The following is a 17176-nucleotide window of genomic DNA, read 5'->3' on the forward strand; positions in this document are numbered from 1 at the left end:
ATTCGCCGGTGGCCCGGCCCTCGGGTGCTGACGCCGGCTGACGTGATGAGCGTCACAAACGACCCCATGGACACAAGCTGCGAGGGAAGTTAGGTTAGCCTTGCCTAATCAACCGACGAAGGAGTCTCCCCCATGGTTCGCCGCCTAGCCGCTCTGCTCACAGTGCTGCTGCTCAGTTTGACCGCGTGTGGACAGGGCGGTCAAACCGATCGCACCTCCGCACCGAGCGGTGAGCACATCACGGTCACCCACACGCAGGGGACCACGGAGTTGGAGGGATCGCCCGAGAAGATCGTCGTGCTCGACTTCGGCGCTCTCGACACGGTCAAGGCCCTCGGCCTCGGTGACAAGGTCGTCGGCCTGCCGAAGCGGGCACTGCCGGCCTTCCTCGGCGAGTTCGCCGACGAGAAGTTCGAGGACGTCGGCACCCTCCAGGAACCGAACCTCGAAACCATCAGCAAGCTCGATCCGGATCTCGTGATCGTGGGCTTCCGTTCGGCGGCGAAATATCCGGAGCTGAGCCAGCACTGGCCGACGATCGACATCACGTTCACCTCCGACAAGAACCTCATCGACGGCACCGCCGCCGCGGCGGCCCCGATCGCCGAAGCCTTCGGCAAGCAGGCCGAGGCCGACGCGAAGATCGCTGCACTGCGCGCGAAGGCGACCGGTCTGGAGGCCAAGGGCGCAGACGCCGGCAAGGGCCTCATCGTGATGACCAGCGGCGGCAAGATCTCGCTCCACGGCCCCAAGTCCCGTTATGGCGTGGTCCACACGCTGCTGGGTGTCCCCCAGGCCCGGGAGAACATCGCCGCCGAATCCCACGGCGAACCCGCAAGCTTCGAGCTGCTCGCCGAGATCAACCCCGAAGTGATGTTCGTCGTGGACCGCGACGCCGCGATCGGCACCGAGGGCCAGAACGCTCGCCAGATCCTCGACAACGAGCTCGTGCGCGGCACCACGGCCTGGCAGCAGAATCGCCTCGTGATGCTGGACGGCTCGCGCTGGTACATCACCATCCACGGCCTCGACAACGCCGGCGCCATGCTGGACGAGGCCGCCCAAGGACTGCCGGCATGACCCTGCTGGACCTCCGCTCCCCCGGCGTCGTGACCTCCAGCACGGCGCCGGGGAACACCCCTGCCACAACCGCCGGCCCCCGACCGGCCGTGATTGCCTGGGGGCTGGCCGCGACCGCGCTGGTCGGTCTGATCGCGCTCAGCCTGGTCGTTGGCGCCGGCTCGCTCGATGACCACCTCCTGTGGGCCTCGCGGGTGCCTCGGACCGTGGCGGTGGTGCTGTCCGGTGCCGCGATGGCGCTCGGCGGTCTGTTGATGCAGCTCCTGGTCCGCAACCGGTTCGTCGAACCGTCGACGGTCGGCACCACCGAGTCCGCCGCGGCGGGACTGCTGGTCGCGACGATCTGGCTGCCGTCGCTCCCCGTCGTCGGCAAGATGGGGTTCGCGGTGGTGACCGCGCTTCTCGGCACGGCCCTGTTCCTGCGCGTCATCCGATCGGTCCCGCCGCAGTCCGCCATCGTGGTCGTCCCCCTGATCGGCCTCATGCTGTCGGGCGTCGTCTCGGCCGCGACAACCTTCGTCGCCTATCACTTCGATCTCCTGCAGACCATGACGATGTGGGTGACCGGGGACTTCTCCGGCGTGATCCGCGGACGCTTCGAGCTCCTGTGGCTGGTCGCCGTGCTCCTCGTCGTGACCTATCTGTTCGCCGACCGGTTCACCGTCGCCGGGCTCGGCAAGGACCACGCCACCGGCCTGGGGCTCAACCACCGTGCGGTCATGGCCCTCGGACTCGGGATCGTGGCCGTCAGCGCCGCCGTGTGCGTCGTGGTGGTCGGAGGGCTGCCGTTCCTCGGACTCGTCGTCCCCAACCTCGTGAGCATGGCGATGGGTGACAACCTGCGCCGCTCGCTGCCCGTGGTCTGCCTGGGCGGAGCCGCGTTCGTGCTGGCCTGCGACATCCTCGCCCGGGTCCTCAACCATCCCTATGAGCTGCCGGTCGGCGTCATCGTCGGCGTCATCGGTGCCGCCGGGTTCCTCGCCCTGTTGCTCCGCAGGAAGGGGCTCCGATGAGCGCCGTCCTCACTGCTCCCACCCCGACCCGCAGCACCACCCGGCCCGGCAGCCGACCGGGCGTACGCCTGCTGCTCCTCGCGCTCGCGGCGGTGGGCGCGATCGCGGCGTACTATCTCATCGACTCCGGCGGCAATCTGGACTTCGTCCTCGCGTATCGCACGCGCAAACTGGCCGCGCTGGTCCTCGTCGGCTGGGCCGTCGCCGTGTCGACCGTGCTGTTCCACACGATCACGACCAATCGGATCCTGACCCCGTCGATCATGGGCTTCGACTCCCTGTATGTGGCGCTGCAGACCGCCGGGATCTTCTTCCTCGGGGTCGTCGGGGTGAACGCACTTGGCCCGGTCGCCCAATTCGGCATCAACACCGTGGTCATGACGGGCCTGTCGGTCGCCCTGTTCACCGTCCTGTTGACACGCCTCGGCAGATCGGTGCATCTGCTGGTGCTGATCGGCATCGTTGCCGGCACGCTCCTGCGCTCGCTCGCCGCACTGCTGCAGCGCATCATGGAGCCGAACGCCTTCCTCGTCCTGCAGAACCGATTGTTCGCGTCGTTCACGTCCGTCCAGCCGAGTCTGCTGGTGGTCGCCGCCGTGCTGATCGTGGCGACGTGCGTGGCGGTCTGGCGCCAACGGTACGCGCTGGACGTCCTGGCGCTGGGTCCCGACATCGCCACCGGTCTGGGCCTGGATCACCGCCGCGCGCTGGTGTGGGTGCTGGTCGCCGTGTCGATCCTGGTGTCGGTCTCGACGGCGCTCGTCGGCCCGATCACCTTCTTCGGGCTGTTGGTGGCGAACTTGGCCTATCTGGTCGTCGGGAGCCATCGGCACGCCCACACGCTCGTCGGTGCCGGCCTGTTGGCCGTCATCACCCTCGTCGGGGGCCAGGCCGTGCTCGAGCACGTCTTCGACCAGGGGACCGTGCTGAGCGTGATCATCGAATTCGTGGGCGGGATCGCATTCATCGCCCTGTTGCTGGGAGGACGTCGCCGATGATCAAAGTGTCCGGAGTGACCAAGAGCTATGGGTCGGCGGTCGTCGTCGACGGCGTGTCGCTGGAGCTGCCGGTCGGCGGCGTGACCTCGATCATCGGACCCAACGGCGCGGGCAAATCGACGCTGCTGGGCATGGTCGCCCGGCTCCTCAAGGCCGATGCGGGGCGCATGACCGTCGGTGAGCTCGACGTGGCCGCGTGCGACACCCGCGAGCTGGCCAAGGTGCTGTCGGTGCTCAAGCAGGACAACCACCTGGCGGTGCGCCTGACGGTCGCGGACCTGGTCGCGTTCGGTCGCTATCCGCACTGCGGCGGACGGCTCGGCCCCCGGGACCGGGAGCTCGTCGACGCGGCGATCGGCTATCTGGACCTGGGCGACCTGCGGGACCGCTATCTCGACGAGATGTCCGGCGGCCAGCGACAGCGGGCGTTCGTCGCGATGGTGCTCGCCCAGGACACCGACTATGTGCTGCTGGACGAGCCTCTCAACAACCTCGACATGTCGCACGCGCGGGCGATGATGCGGCGGCTCCGCCGGGCGGCGGATGAGCTCGACAAGACGATCGTCGTGGTGATCCACGACATCAACTTCGCCTCGGTGTGGTCGGACCGGATCGTCGCGATGAAGGACGGCCGCGTCGTCGCCGTGGGCGGCCCTGACGACATCATCGACGAACGCGTGCTCCGCGACATCTATGACATGGACCTCGCCGTGCGGGAGGTCGAGGGCCAACGCCTGGCGCTGTACTACGCCTGATTCCCCTGATGGCACAACAAGCTGCGCGCTCGGAGGCTTTCGGTTACGGTCCAGTACATGACTTCTCAGCTCCCGGCCCATGTCCAGGCGATCCTCGACGGCGAGTACGGGTTGGAGGAGTGTTTCGACATCATGCGTGCGGCCCGCGTGAAGGCGGAGTACCGCTTCCACGCTGACGCCGAGCACTCCAACGAGGAGATCGCCAGCGCCGTCGCCGCCATGTTGGCACCGCTGAAGGACCTGAGCGATCAGGCGGAGATGAGCCTGCGTGCCCTGGAGGAACGCCTCCTCGATCAGTGAGTGCCCCTGATCCGGACCTGGAGCGCACACTCCGCGAGCTTCTCGCGGAGTGGCAACTGACCCCGGTGGACGAACCATTCGCGGGAGTCGCATCGCTGGTTCAACCCGTGCACGACCGCGCGGGATTCCGCTGTTGCCTGAAGGTCTCGACAGTGGAGGAATCGAATCGGGGCGAGTCCGCCACTCTGCAGGTCTGGCACGGTCGTGGCGCGGTCGAGCTGCTCCGCGCGGATCCGCGTCGTCGCGCCGTGCTGCTGGAATGGCTGGGCGAACCACTCACCAACCGGTCCGGTGACAAGGCGCTGAGCGAAGTCGCGCGTCTCTACGGCGTACTCCATCTCGAAGCCGCCCCCCAACTGCCGTCGCTCTTCGATGCTGCTGGCCGCTGGCTGAACGATCTCGAGGATCTCGGCCGCGACGTCCCGGCGCCCCCGAGGTTCGTCCAACAGGCTCTGCGTGCGGGCCGGGACCTCATCACCGACGCGCCCACCCACGTGGTGCACGGGGACCTGCATGACGGCAACGTGCTGTGGCGCGAGCGAACGCAGGAATGGGTGGTGATCGACCCGAAGGGCTATCGCGGGGATCCCGCCTATGAGCCCGCGCCCATGCTGTGGAACCGCTGGGACGAACTGGAGTGGTTCGGCAATCCCGGTGAGGCGATTCGGGACCGGTTCTATGTGCTCGTGGACGGCTCCGGGCTCGATGAGCGTCGGGCGCGGGACTGGGTCGTCGTGCGGGCGATCGTCAACGTGTCCTGGGCCGTGCTGGATGCTCGCCGCGAGCGTCGGGAGCTCACCGACGCCGACAACGGCTGGATCACCCGCAACGTGACGTTGGCCAAGGCGATGCAGGAGGTTCAGCCCTAGCAATGGCGCCGAGCGTCACCGGGGCCCTAGGTTGTCCCGGTGGAATCGATCCAGGTCCGCGGTGCGCGCGAGAACAATCTGAAATCCGTCGATGTTGACGTTCCCAAACGGCAGCTGACGGTGTTCACCGGAGTCTCGGGCTCGGGGAAATCGTCACTGGTGTTCGGCACGATCGCCGCCGAGGCGCGCCGGCTGATCGACGAGACCTATGAGGTGTTCGTCCAGAACTTCATGCCTGCCCAGCCGCAGCCGGACGCGGACGAACTGCGCAACCTCACCCCCGCGATCCTGGTCAGCCAGGAGCAGATGGGGGCCAACACCCGCTCGACGGTCGGCACCGCCACCGATGCCTATGCCGTGCTCCGCACGATCTTCGCGCACCTCGGCGACCCCGTGCTCCATGCACCGATCAGGTTCTCGTTCAACGACCCCCGCGGCATGTGTCCGGAGTGCGGCGGCGCCGGGCGGGTCTCGGCGATCGACGAGGATGCCCTGGTCGACCCGGCCAAGTCCCTCAACGAGGGTGCGATCGACTTTCCCGGCTATGGCGCCGGATCGTGGAGTTGGAAGCTGTACGCCGAGTCCGGGCTGCTGGACCCCGACAAGTTGGTCGGTGACTATTCGGCCGATGAGCGTGCACTTCTCCTGCACAGCGCCGAACGGAAGGTGCAGCTCAACGGCATCAACATGACCTATGAGGGTCTGGTGCCACGGCTCACCAAGTCGGCGCTCAGCAAGGACGTCGAGTCGATGAAGCCGGCGATGAAAGCAGCCGTCGAGCGAATCGCGTCGTTCGCGACCTGCCCTGCCTGCGCCGGATCGAGGCTCAACGCGGAGGCCAATGCCGTGCGCCTCGGCGGGCGGTCGATCCACGACTGCACGCGGATGGAGATCGAGCAACTGGATGAGTTCCTGGCGGGGCTGGGCCGGGATGCCGAGGGCGGCGTACCCCTCATCGCCAAGCTCCGTGAGCAACTCGCCGGCTTCATGTCGATCGGGCTCGGCTATCTGAGTCTCGACCGGCCCGCCTCGACGCTGTCGGGCGGTGAGGCCCAGCGAGTGAAGATGGTGCGCCACCTGGGCAGTGCGCTGACCGATGTGACCTATGTGTTCGACGAACCGACCATCGGCCTCCATCCGCACGACGTCCAGCTCATGAACGGTCTGCTGCAGCGCCTCCGCGACAAGGGCAACACCGTCCTGGTCGTCGAACACAAGCCCGAGGTGATGGCGGTCGCCGACCATTTGATCGACCTCGGGCCACGGGCCGGTACGCACGGCGGCGAGGTCGTCTATGCCGGGGATTTTGCCGGCCTCCGGGCCTCCGGCACGCTGACCGGCAACCACCTGGAACAGCGCCAGCAGCTCAAGACCGACCCCCGCTCCCCGACAGGGTGGCTCGAGATCCGCGATGCGCGCGAGCACAACCTGCAGGGCGTGGACGTGGACGTCCCCACAGGTGTGCTCGTCGCAGTCACCGGGGTGGCGGGCTCGGGCAAGTCGTCGCTCATCCACGGGTGCCTGCCGCGCGCCGGGGTCTCGTTCGTCGACCAGTCCGCGATCAAGGGATCGCGGCGGTCCAACCCGGCCACCTATACCGGCATCCTCGAGCAGATCCGCAAGGTCTTCGCCAAGGCCACCGGAACCAAGCCGGCGCTGTTCTCCGCCAACTCGGCGGGCGCCTGCCCCGACTGCAAGGGTCTCGGCGTCATCATCCACGAACTCGGCTTCATGGCCACAGTCGAAACCCCCTGCGAGACCTGCGACGGACGGCAGTTCACCGCAGAGGTCCTGGAACTGAAGCTCCGCGACCGGTCGATCGCGGATGTCATGGCGATGAGCATCGAGGAGGCGCACGACTTCTTCACCGAGCGGACCATCCGGCCGCTGCTGGCGCGGCTGGTGGATGTCGGGCTCTCCTATGTCCGATTGGGCCAGCGGCTCAACTCGCTGTCCGGTGGAGAGCGGCAGCGGTTGAAGCTGGCCATGCAGGACCAAAGTCAACCGGTGCTGGTGCTGGACGAGCCGACAAGTGGGTTGCACATGGCCGATGTCGACAACCTGATCGGGCTGCTGGACCGTGTCGTCGACTCCGGGCACACGGTCATCGTGATCGAGCACAACCTCGATGTGATCGCGCGGGCCGACTGGATCATCGACATGGGGCCCGGCGCGGGTCACGAGGGCGGGCGGGTGGTCTTCTCGGGTACGCCGGCCCAGCTCGTCGATCACGTCCGCGCCGGCGGCCAGTCGCTGACCGGTGAGCACCTGGCCCGGCGGTGACCCCGGGCGCTCGGTGCCCTGCTGGCCGGGGTGCATGATGACCGAGCCACCGTCGCGGGGCCGACACGCCCACCGGCGGCTGCAAATGTGACGTGATGTCACGAATGCCGGCGCGACACGCGTGTCGGGGCCGCCACTTGTGACATCCAGGCACAAGTGCAGCTCGGGCTCCGCGTGTCGGCCTCGCCCTGACCGCCGCGGCGCAGGTCTGAGGGTTCACCGCGGGTCCTGACGGTCCGACGACCAACGCGCCTCGAGGGTGATGCCGACGACGAACGAGCCGATCGCCAGCAGTCCGGAGACGATGAGACTGATCCATTCCCAGGTCGTCGTGGGGGCAAGGGCGAACTCGGCGGAGCGATCCCAAGTCGTGGGCATGGCGATGTAGCCGATCGCGAACGAAATGGCGGTGTAGACGCCGCCGAGCAGCGGGTACCTCTCAACGATGCCGAACTGCGAGATCGCCAGGGGCAGCAGGCCGAGTGCGCACCACGGTGCTGCGTCGAGGTTCCCCGTGCTGAGGAAGTACTGCTGCAGGCCGACGGATCCGTAGGCGATGAGCGCGGGTCCGGAGAACAGCCGGAGGAACAGCGACGCTCGGTCCCGCGCGAAGGGCAGCAGGAGGAAGACGACGACGATGCCGAAGAACACGGGGAAGAGAACGGTCGTCATGTACAAGCCATCGAGGAACGAGAATCCCCCGGCGGGATGGAAGACCCAGCCGAACCTCTCCACCCAGTCATGTCCGAGGAATGCCGTCTGCACCACGCCGTTGACCACAAAGATCGCGAGACCGAGGAGCCACGCCCGAATGGGTGGCCAGAAGACGCGCAACCAAAGTTCCATGGCCTATCCCCCTGATCGCCCGGCCGCGCTGAGGAGGTGCCTCACACGCCGGTCTTGGCGAGGCCGCCCCGGTTCTCCTTCGGAGTGCGCGGCGCACCCGGTGCGGTGGTCCGCGGTGTGGTGGGCCGGTTCGTCGGGGCACACTTCGCGGTCAGGTCGATGCCGCCTTCCTCAACGTTGACCGTGCGGCCTTCGGCGTCCTTCGCGAGCCAGCCGAAGTTGTCGGCCGTGCTGGTGATCTTCCGGCTCTGGGTGTTGTAGATGGTGGTGCGGTTCGTGTCGCCCGAGTTCTTCTGGCCGTAGTCGAGGGTGACATGGCCGCCGGTGTTGTTGGTGAAGGTGGCGGAGTTGCAGCCGTATTCGACCGTGAACAGCTTGCCCTGCTCGTCGCGTTCCTCATCGGAGCACTTGGCCGTCAGGTCGACGCCCGGCCATTCGAGGATGCCGACCTCGGCACCGTTGGGCAGCGTGGCGGTGTAGCCGAAGTTCTTCACCTTCGCCATCACCTTCACACTCTTGCCGGCGGGCACCTGGACGGCCACCACGTCGCCGGAGTTCGCGGTGCCATAGTTCACGTTGACGGTTTCGGAATAGGTGTTGGTGAAGGTGGCGGAGTTGCAGCCGTAGTCCACGCTCACGTCACCAGCGGCGTACGCCGGAACGACGCTCAGGCCGGCAACAACGAGTCCGGCGGCGAATGCGGTGGCGATGATCTTCTTCATGGTGACCCTCCGGCTCAGCGACAGTTCGTTCTGTCACCCCGGAGGAATCCGGCACCGCCCGCAGGGTTCCATTTCCTCGCCCGGTGATCTTTTCGTGATCACCGCACCGAGCAGATCCGGCCGGGACGCAGTCAGCCGGCGAACCGCGCGTACGCCGCAGCCAACACGTCCTCACCGGGACCCGCGCAGATCTCCGCGCTGCCGAGCCCGTTGAGGAGCACGAATCGCAACGTCGAGCCGCGGGTCTTCTTGTCGAGGCTCATGGCCTCGCGCAGGGCGGGCCAGGCATCGGGGCGATAGGTGGTGGGGACCCCCAGGGCCGCCAGCACCGAGCGGTGCCGCTCGGCCAGGTCGTCGTCGATCCTCCCCAGCAGGCGGGCGAGCTCGGCGACATAGATCATGCCGATGCCGACGGCCTCCCCGTGCCGCATCCGATAGTTCTCGAGTTTCTCGACCGCGTGTCCGAGCGTGTGGCCGTAGTTGAGGATCTCCCGTCCGACCGTCGCGCCCTTGGAGGTCGCTTCGCGCAGGTCCGCACTCACCACGCGCGCCTTGACGGCGATCCCGCGGCGCACGATCTCGGCCAGGCGATCCGAATCCACCCGCAGCGCCTCGACCGGGTCCTCCTCGACCAGATCGAGGATCACCGGATCGGCGATGAAGCCGCACTTGACGGCCTCGACCATGCCGGCCCGCAGGTCGGCTTCCGGGAGGGTACGCAACAGCGACAGATCGCAGAGCACACCGATCGGCTCGTGGAAAGCCCCGACGAGGTTCTTGCCGGCGCTGATGTTGATGCCGGTCTTGCCGCCCACCGCGGCGTCGACCATGCCGAGCACGGTCGTCGGCACAGTCACGAACCGAATGCCGCGCAGCCAGGAGGCAGCGACGAACCCACCGAGGTCGGTCGTCGCTCCCCCGCCGAGGGCGATGAGCAGGTCCGACCGGGTGAATCCCTCGGCCGCGAGGCGGTCCCAGCACGCGACCAGCACCTCGGCGGTCTTGGCAGCCTCGGCATCCGGCAGCTCGATCATCGTCACCCGTGCGCGCAGCCCTTCGGCCAGCGCCGACGCCCGCTCCCGCAGGACGGGGGCGTACAGCAGCGCCACCCGCTCGGTGTCGCCGACCAGATCCGGCAGCAACTCCAACGCCCCGGCACGCGTGTGCACCTCATAGGGTCGCTCAGCGGCGACGCGGATCACTTCGAGGTCGGTCATGCTCATCCCTTCAGCGGCTTGAACGCCGGGCGCAGGCTTTTCAGTCGGCTTTCCCCAGCGCCACCATGATTTCCGCGACGATTTCGGCGGGTGCCCGGTCGTCGGTGGTGACGCTGATGGTCGCAGCCTCCCGATAGAGCGGCGTGCGTTCGTTCAACAGCTTGATCAACCGCCCACGCACGTTGCCCAGCAGCAGGGGTCGCGCGGTGTCCATGCCGACCCGCTTCGTCGCGGTGCTGATCGAGCATTCGAGCCACACGACCTCGTGGTCCGCCAGCGCGCGACGGATGTCTGGGTTCATGATCGCGCCGCCCCCCAGCGCCACCACGCCGCCCTCGGCGAGCCGCGCGATGGTCGCAGTCTCCTCGAGCTGGCGGAAGTGCGGTTCCCCGTGGGTCACGAAGATGTCGGCGATCGACAGTTGCTGATCCGCTTCGATCGCGGCGTCCACGTCCACGAACGGCCGCCCGAGTTCGCCGGCCAGCAGCCGACCGATCGTCGACTTGCCCGACCCCGGGGCCCCGATGAGGGCGACGGCGCGGGTCATCTCGCGATGTCCAGGCCGCGGTCGGCGATGTCGGCAAGGTACGCCGCACAGTTGCGTTTCGTTTCCGCGACGGAGTCGCCGCCGAACTTCTCCAGCACCGCCTCGGCGAGCACCAACGCCACCATGGCCTCCGCCACCACGCCGGCCGCCGGAACGGCGCACACATCGGAGCGCTGATGGTGGGCGACGGCCGGTTCGCCGGTTGTGGTGTCGAGGGTCCGCAGAGCCCGCGGGACGGTCGCGATCGGCTTCATGGCCGCCCGAACACGCAGAACCTCACCGGTCGACATGCCGCCCTCGGTGCCGCCGGCGCGGTGCCCGGCCCGTGCGATGCCGTCAGACCCGGGCACGATCTCGTCGTGCGCCGCAGAGCCCCGCGAGCGTGCCAGTTCGAAGCCGTCCCCGACCTCGACCCCCTTGATGGCCTGGATGCCCATGAGAGCGCCCGCGAGCCGGGCGTCGAGTCGGCGATCACCCATCGTGTGGGAGCCCAACCCGGGCGGACAGCCCCACGCGAGCACCTCGACCACGCCACCGAGCGTGTCCCCGTCCTTGTGGCACTGGTCGATCTCCTCGATCATCGCCTGCGCGGCACCTTCATCGGCGCAGCGCACCGGCGACTCGTCGATGCGGGGCAGGTCGGCCATCGTGGGCAGGAGACCGGCGGGCGTACGCGCGGTGCCCAACTCGACCACGTGCGACAGGATCGTGATGCCCAAGGCCTGCTCGAGAAAATTCATCGCGATCTGACCGAGGGCCACCCGAGCGGCGGTCTCACGGGCAGAGGCGCGCTCCAGGATGGGCCTGGCCTCGTCCCAGTCGTACTTCTGCATGCCCACCAGGTCCGCGTGTCCCGGCCTGGGCCGGGTCAGCTTCGCATTCCTCGCCTGAGCCGCCAGCACCTCGGGGTCGACAGGGTCCGCCGCCATGACGGTCTCCCACTTCGGCCATTCGGTGTTGCCCACCTGGAGCGCGATCGGTGACCCGAGGGTCTCGCCGTGGCGCACGCCGCCGAGGATTGTGACCTGATCCGCCTCGAACTTCATCCTGGCCCCGCGCCCGTATCCCAGTCGCCGCCGCGCCAACGCGCCGGCGATGTCGTCGGAGGTGACCCGGACATGGGCCGGCAGCCCATCGATCGTCGCCACGAGGGCGGGACCGTGCGATTCCCCTGCGGTGAGCCAGCGAAGCATGATTCCTCTCCTGTGCGTCATGTGCCGACGCACCGGGGCATTCTCGCAGAGATGACTACGCCCGGTCTCGCCGCCCGTCCCTCAAACAGACTCCCCACGGGCCGCGATCGCGGCTCGGCCGGCGGTCATCAGCACGTCTGCGGCGATCGTGCGCCCCGTCATCAACTCGACCTGCGCGATCGCCTGCCCCACCAGCATGTCCAGACCGGAGAACACAACCCTGCCTGCCTCTGCGGCGACGCGACCCAGCTCGGTCGGCCACGGGTCATAGATGGCATCGAACACGATCTGCTGGCTCGCCGCCGCACGTTCGGCAAGCTGATCAGCCGCGCCCTTGGTCGCGGTGGCGATCAGCAACTGTGACTCGGGGAGGTCGGTGAAATCGGTGATGCGGGGAGTCACCCCGGTCGCCTCGAACATCGGTCCCCAGGCTTCGACCTTGGCCCGGGTTCGGGCGCACACGGTGATGTCCGCCACGCCCATCGTCGTCAGCGCCACGAACGCCGAGCGGGCGGTCGCCCCGCCGCCCAGAACCACCGCCGACTCGATCGGCACATCGGCTGCCGACGCGACGTCGAAGTGCGCCACCAGCGGTCGCCAGAACCCCTCGATGTCGGTGTTGTGGACCACGATCCGATCGCCGTCGAAGATCAGAGTGTTCGCAGCCCCGGTGAGGCGGGCGGCCGTGCTCACCGCACCGATGTCCAGCGCCTCGTCCTTCAACGGCATGGTCATGCTGAAACCACGCCAGTTCGGGCCACAGGATCCGACGAACTCGGCCAACTCGCCGCGATCCACCGCGAACCGGTCATAGCGCCAGTCTGTGAGGCCGAGTTCCGCGTACGCCGCCGCGTGCAGCACCGGCGACAACGAATGCTGGATCGGGAACCCCAGGACGGCGCATCGGTTCTGGCCGGGACCGGGCGGACCGACGAGTTGGCTCAGCACTTGCCCGGGTTGTCCTGGCACCACGCCCGGAACTTGCGCACGTTCTGCTCGTGCTCGGCGAAGGTCTCCGCGAACGCGGTCTCGCCGGTGTCCATGTTGACGGAGACGAAGTATTTCCAGTCACCATCCGCGGGGTTGGCCGCCGCCTCCAGCGCCGAGCGTCCGGGAGCGCCGATGGGACCAGGCGGGATTCCCGCGTGGACATAGGTGTTGTAGGGGGAGGGGTTGGCGCGGTCGGCGTCCGTCGTCGTGACCCCACCCGTGCGGGGGTGGTTCACCGCGTAGTGGACCGTGGAGTCCATCTGGAGCGGCATGGACGGCTTCGCGTCCAGTCGGTTGTAGATCACGCGGGCGACCTTTGCACGGTCCTCGGGTCGTCGCACCTCCGCCTCGATGATCGACGCGATAGTGACCAAGTCGCCTGGTTCCCGGTTGAGCTCGCCTGCGCGGGCCTCCAACTGGACATCGTTGGCCTTGCGCATGAAGTTGGCGGTCATCTGCTTGAGCGCGGTGTTCGGGTCCTCGCCGGACATCTCGTAGGTGTCGGGGAACAGATAGCCCTCCGGGTTGCCCTTCGCCCAGGAAGGCAGTCCGTAAGCGTCGGGATTCTTGAGCGCTTCCTCGAACCGCTCGGCCGGAATCCCTGTCTGCTCCGCGAGGGCGGCCACTTGCTCATTGATGCGCAGGCCTTCGCGGATGAGGAAACGCTTCCCGCCCTTGACACCGGCATCCAGCATGGCCTGGATCGCATCGCGAGCACGCATTTTGGTCTGCAGCGTATAGGTGCCCGCCTGCAACTGATTGGCGTTCGGGATCTCGGCCGCCGCACGACTGAACGCGTCTGTCGATGCCACGACGTCCGCATCCTTCAGGATCGAGCCGATCTCGTCGACGGTCGAGCCCTGCGGGATCTCGACCTCGACATCGTCCTCACCGGGACCTGGATAGTCCTCGGCGACGAACAGGCCGGTCACTGCGGTGCCCACCTTGTTATAGGCGAACAGTCCCCCACCGATCAGGACGACCAGCGACAGCACCACCGCAAAGAGGCTCTTGGCGTGGCGGAACGTCTCGTTCCAATCCCGTTCGTCGTCGGGTCGCTTCCTTTGTTCCGGTTTCAGCAGATCGCTCAACCCTGAACCCCTCGTGTCTCGGTCAACAGCTCACCGGGCGGCGAACCTGTGCTGCGCTCTGCCTCAAGCGCATGCTCGAGGATGGTGACCGCTGCGACCATGTCGATCACGGACCGTTGCTGGCGAGCGGTCCGACCGCTCGCGGACAGTGCCCGAGCGGCTGTCACCGTGGTCAATCTTTCGTCGAGCAAGCGTACCTGAACCGGCCTGATCCTTTTCTCAAGCGATTTCGCGTGCCGCCGGATCTTGTTGGCCGACGGGCCCTCGCCGCCGGACAGGGAACGCGGCAGCCCGAGGATGAGCTCGAGCGGGCCGTGTTCGCGCACCAACTCGGCAATCCGCCCTTCGGCGGCCTTTCCGGCGGGCACGGTTTCCAGTGGGTACGCCAATAGTCCCGCAGCATCACACGCGGCCACGCCGATCCGGGCATCACCCCAGTCGACCGCGAGGCGCACGCCCGGACGAAACCCGGCCGCCGCCCGTGGCTGCCCCGCGCCCTCCCGAGCATCTCCGGTCACGACGTGACGACCCGACCGACCTCGAACTCCACGGCCTCGAGCGCCGCCGGAATTGCGGTCGCATCGCTGCCACCGCCCTGGGCGAGGTCGTCCTTGCCGCCGCCCTTGCCGCCCAGCTTCTCGGTGCCGAGCTTCACCAGGGCGCCGGCCTTGAGCCCGCGGTCCCGGGCGCCCTCGTTGGTCGCGATGACGAGCGCCGGTTTGTCGGCCGTCCCGCCGACGAGCACGACCACACCGGGCCGGCTGCCGAGTCGGCTCCGGACCTCCTGGGCGAGCGTGCGCAGGTCGCCGCCGCCGACGCCCTCGACGTGCTTGCCGACGAACCCGACGCCCCACATGTCCTTCGCGGCGTCCGCCAGGCCCTTGGCGTTGCCCAGGACCTCGGCGGACTTATAGGCCGCAATCTGCTTCTCGGCATCCTTCAGCTGGACCAGCATCTTTTCGACGCGGTCGACGAGCGCATCCGGACGGACCTTGAGCATGCCGGTGAGGTTCGACACCAAGGTGCGTTCGGCCGCCATGTGCTTGAAGGCGTCGGTGGACACCAGCGCCTCGACGCGACGCACGCCCGAACCGATCGATTGCTCCCCCAACAGCGTCAGCATGCCGATCTGCGACGAGTGCTGGACGTGGGTGCCGCCGCACAGCTCGCGGGACCACGGACCGCCCATCTCGACCATGCGGACGACATCCGGATATTTCTCCCCGAACATCGCCATCGCCCCGAGCTCCTTCGCCTCGCTGAGCGGCAGTTCCCGCGAGGTGACCGCGAGGTCGTTGCGGATAGCCTCGTTGGCGAGACCCTCGACCTCGTCGCGCTGGGCCTGGCTGAGCCCGGAGGTGGCGTTGAAGTCGAAGCGCAGATAGCCGGGCTTGTTGTAGGACCCTGCCTGCACCGCGGTCGGACCGACCACCTCGTGCAGCACGGCGTGGACGATGTGGGTGGCGGAATGTGCCTGACAAGCACCCATCCGGTGGAACGGGTCAACGCTGGCGAGCACATCCGCGCCCGTCTCGAGCAGACCACTGCCGACCTCGACCTTGTGCACGATCAGCCCGTCGATGGGCCGCTGGACGTCGAGGACGTCGAGTCGGGTGCCCCCCGCGTCGATCGTGCCGCGGTCGGCGTCCTGACCGCCGGCCTCCGCATAGAACGGGGTGTCGGCCAGCACAACCTCGACCACATCGCCGGGCTCGGCGGAATGAACGAGCTCGCCGTCGCGGACGATGCCGAGCACGTTCGAGTCGACCGTCAGTTCTTGGAAGCCCCGGAAACCGGTGGCACCGTGGGCACGGAGGTTCTTGTATGCCTCCGTGCTCTGCGCGCCACCCTTCTTGGCGCGCGCATCCGCCCGCGCGCGCTCCTTCTGCTCCGCCATGAGCGCCGTGAATTGGTCGCGGTCGACCTGCAGCCCCTGCTCGGCGGCCATCTCGAGCGTGAGGTCGATCGGGAAGCCATACGTGTCGTGCAGTTGGAAGGCACGGTCGCCGGACAGCGTGGACTGGTCCTTGGCCTTCGCGTCCGCGACGGCGACGTCGAAGATCTGGGTCCCGGCGGCGAGGGTGCGGCGGAAGGCGTCCTCCTCCGCGAAGGCCACCGTGGACACCCGCTCCCAGCCCTCGAGGATCTCCGGATAGGACGTGGACATCTGGTCGCGGCTGACCGGCAGGAGCTCCGGCAGGACCTTGTCCTCCACGCCGAGCAGACGCATCGCCCGGATCGAGCGGCGCAGAAGCCGACGCAGCACATAGCCGCGGGCTTCGTTGCCCGGCGTGACGCCATCGGTCATCAGCATCAGGGACGACCGGACGTGGTCGGCCACCACGCGCATCCGGATGTCGTCCTCCGCGTCGACGCCATAGCGCTTGCCGGCGAGCTCGGCCGCGCGGTCGATGACCGGATAGACCTCGTCGATCTCATAGAGGTTGTCGACTCCCTGGAGCAGATAGGCCACTCGCTCCAGGCCCATGCCGGTGTCGATGTTCTTGGCCGGCAGGTCGCCGACGATGTCGAAGTCATCCTTGGCCCGCACGGCGGAAAGCTCGTTCTGCATGAACACGAGGTTCCAGATCTCCAGGAACCGGTCCTCGTCCACCACCGGACCGCCATCGGGCCCGAACTCGGGGCCGCGGTCGATATAGATCTCGGAGCACGGACCGCCCGGACCCGGAATGCCCATGTTCCAGAAATTGTCCGTGAGATTTCGCTGCTGGATCCGGTCGGCCGGGACGCCGACCTTCTGCCAGAGCTTGATCGCCTCGATGTCACCGTCGGGGAAGTTCGGGTGGTGGCCGGGACCCAGGACGGTCACCCAGACCTTGTCCGGATCGAAACCGAGACCGCCGTTGTGCTGCTCCGCGGTGACCAGTTCCCAGGCATAGGCGATCGCGTCTGCCTTGAAATAGTCACCGAAGGAGAAGTTGCCGTTCATCTGGAAGAACGTCCCGTGCCGGGTCGTCTTGCCGACCTCTTCGATATCGAGGGTCCGCACACACTTCTGCACGCTGGCGGCGCGATCGAAGGGCGGGTTCTCCTGACCCGTGAAATAGGGCTTGAACGGCACCATGCCGGCGTTGACGAACAGCAGGGTCGGATCGTGATAGAGCAGAGGAGCCGACGGCACGACCTGGTGGCCGCGCGCGGCGAAGAAGTCGAGGAAACGGCGCCGGATGTCGGCTGTCTTCATGTGTCTGATCCTTGGCTGACGTCGAGTTCGATCGGTGGCAGGGCCACCCTCAGGACAACGTGGACCG

At 67.6% G+C, this 17176-nt stretch carries 16 protein-coding genes; 7 read left to right on the forward strand and 9 right to left on the reverse strand.

The window, feature by feature from the left end; all coding sequences use genetic code 11:
* Positions 1–132: 132 nt before the first annotated feature.
* The 7 genes from ACQ260_RS02260 to ACQ260_RS02290 are packed head-to-tail and all read left to right on the forward strand — an operon-like array spanning position 133 to position 7298.
* The gene (locus ACQ260_RS02260) at positions 133–1080 is read left to right on the forward strand and encodes a siderophore ABC transporter substrate-binding protein (RefSeq protein ID WP_432557771.1); all 948 of its coding nucleotides are present in this window, start codon (positions 133–135) and stop codon (positions 1078–1080) included.
* Positions 1077–2093 (forward strand): ABC transporter permease, encoded by a 1017-nt coding sequence (locus tag ACQ260_RS02265; RefSeq protein WP_432557772.1) that lies wholly within the window; start codon positions 1077–1079, stop codon positions 2091–2093. The genes ACQ260_RS02260 and ACQ260_RS02265 overlap by 4 nt, the downstream gene beginning before the upstream one ends.
* Positions 2090–3091 (forward strand): iron chelate uptake ABC transporter family permease subunit, encoded by a 1002-nt coding sequence (locus ACQ260_RS02270; RefSeq protein ID WP_432557773.1) that lies wholly within the window; start codon positions 2090–2092, stop codon positions 3089–3091. Before ACQ260_RS02265 ends, ACQ260_RS02270 begins: the two co-directional genes overlap by 4 nt.
* Positions 3088–3846: an iron ABC transporter ATP-binding protein gene (locus tag ACQ260_RS02275; RefSeq protein WP_432557774.1), complete on the forward strand. Its 759-nt coding sequence runs from the start codon at positions 3088–3090 to the stop codon at positions 3844–3846. Before ACQ260_RS02270 ends, ACQ260_RS02275 begins: the two co-directional genes overlap by 4 nt.
* Before the next feature lie 57 nt (positions 3847–3903).
* Positions 3904–4146: a hypothetical protein gene (locus ACQ260_RS02280; RefSeq protein ID WP_432557775.1), complete on the forward strand. Its 243-nt coding sequence runs from the start codon at positions 3904–3906 to the stop codon at positions 4144–4146.
* Positions 4143–5015, forward strand: coding sequence for an aminoglycoside phosphotransferase family protein (locus ACQ260_RS02285; RefSeq protein ID WP_432557776.1), 873 nt, complete (start codon positions 4143–4145; stop codon positions 5013–5015). The genes ACQ260_RS02280 and ACQ260_RS02285 overlap by 4 nt, the downstream gene beginning before the upstream one ends.
* A gap of 39 nt (positions 5016–5054) precedes the next feature.
* Positions 5055–7298, forward strand: a complete 2244-nt coding sequence (locus tag ACQ260_RS02290) for an ATP-binding cassette domain-containing protein (RefSeq protein ID WP_432557777.1) — start codon at positions 5055–5057, stop codon at positions 7296–7298.
* Between the two features lie 216 nt (positions 7299–7514).
* Here the strand turns inward: ACQ260_RS02290 and ACQ260_RS02295 are convergent, their stop codons facing one another.
* From ACQ260_RS02295 to alaS, 9 genes are all read right to left on the reverse strand, one after another.
* Positions 7515–8144, reverse strand: coding sequence for a hypothetical protein (locus tag ACQ260_RS02295; RefSeq protein ID WP_432557778.1), 630 nt, complete (start codon positions 8142–8144; stop codon positions 7515–7517).
* A 41-nt stretch (positions 8145–8185) separates the two neighbouring features.
* Positions 8186–8866: a hypothetical protein gene (locus ACQ260_RS02300; protein ID WP_432557779.1), complete on the reverse strand. Its 681-nt coding sequence runs from the start codon at positions 8864–8866 to the stop codon at positions 8186–8188.
* Positions 8867–8997: 131 nt separating this feature from the next.
* Complete coding sequence (gene aroB / locus ACQ260_RS02305) at positions 8998–10083, reverse strand: 3-dehydroquinate synthase (RefSeq protein ID WP_432557780.1); 1086 nt, start codon at positions 10081–10083, stop codon at positions 8998–9000.
* A gap of 40 nt (positions 10084–10123) precedes the next feature.
* A complete protein-coding gene (locus ACQ260_RS02310) occupies positions 10124–10630 on the reverse strand; it encodes a shikimate kinase (protein WP_432557781.1) in 507 nt (168 codons plus the stop codon).
* Positions 10627–11823: a chorismate synthase gene (aroC, locus tag ACQ260_RS02315; RefSeq protein WP_432557782.1), complete on the reverse strand. Its 1197-nt coding sequence runs from the start codon at positions 11821–11823 to the stop codon at positions 10627–10629. The genes ACQ260_RS02310 and aroC overlap by 4 nt, the downstream gene beginning before the upstream one ends.
* Positions 11824–11904: 81 nt before the next feature.
* Positions 11905–12795, reverse strand: a complete 891-nt coding sequence (locus tag ACQ260_RS02320; protein ID WP_432557783.1) for a shikimate dehydrogenase — start codon at positions 12793–12795, stop codon at positions 11905–11907.
* Positions 12765–13904, reverse strand: coding sequence for an endolytic transglycosylase MltG (gene mltG / locus ACQ260_RS02325; protein WP_432557784.1), 1140 nt, complete (start codon positions 13902–13904; stop codon positions 12765–12767). Before mltG ends, ACQ260_RS02320 begins: the two co-directional genes overlap by 31 nt.
* Positions 13901–14422 (reverse strand): Holliday junction resolvase RuvX, encoded by a 522-nt coding sequence (ruvX, locus tag ACQ260_RS02330; protein WP_432557785.1) that lies wholly within the window; start codon positions 14420–14422, stop codon positions 13901–13903. Before ruvX ends, mltG begins: the two co-directional genes overlap by 4 nt.
* Positions 14419–17109: an alanine--tRNA ligase gene (gene alaS / locus ACQ260_RS02335; RefSeq protein ID WP_432557786.1), complete on the reverse strand. Its 2691-nt coding sequence runs from the start codon at positions 17107–17109 to the stop codon at positions 14419–14421. Before alaS ends, ruvX begins: the two co-directional genes overlap by 4 nt.
* Positions 17110–17176 lie beyond the last annotated feature (67 nt).

This window comes from Ammonicoccus luteus (assembly GCF_050880385.1).
Taxonomy (GTDB): Bacteria; Actinomycetota; Actinomycetes; order Propionibacteriales; family Propionibacteriaceae; genus Enemella.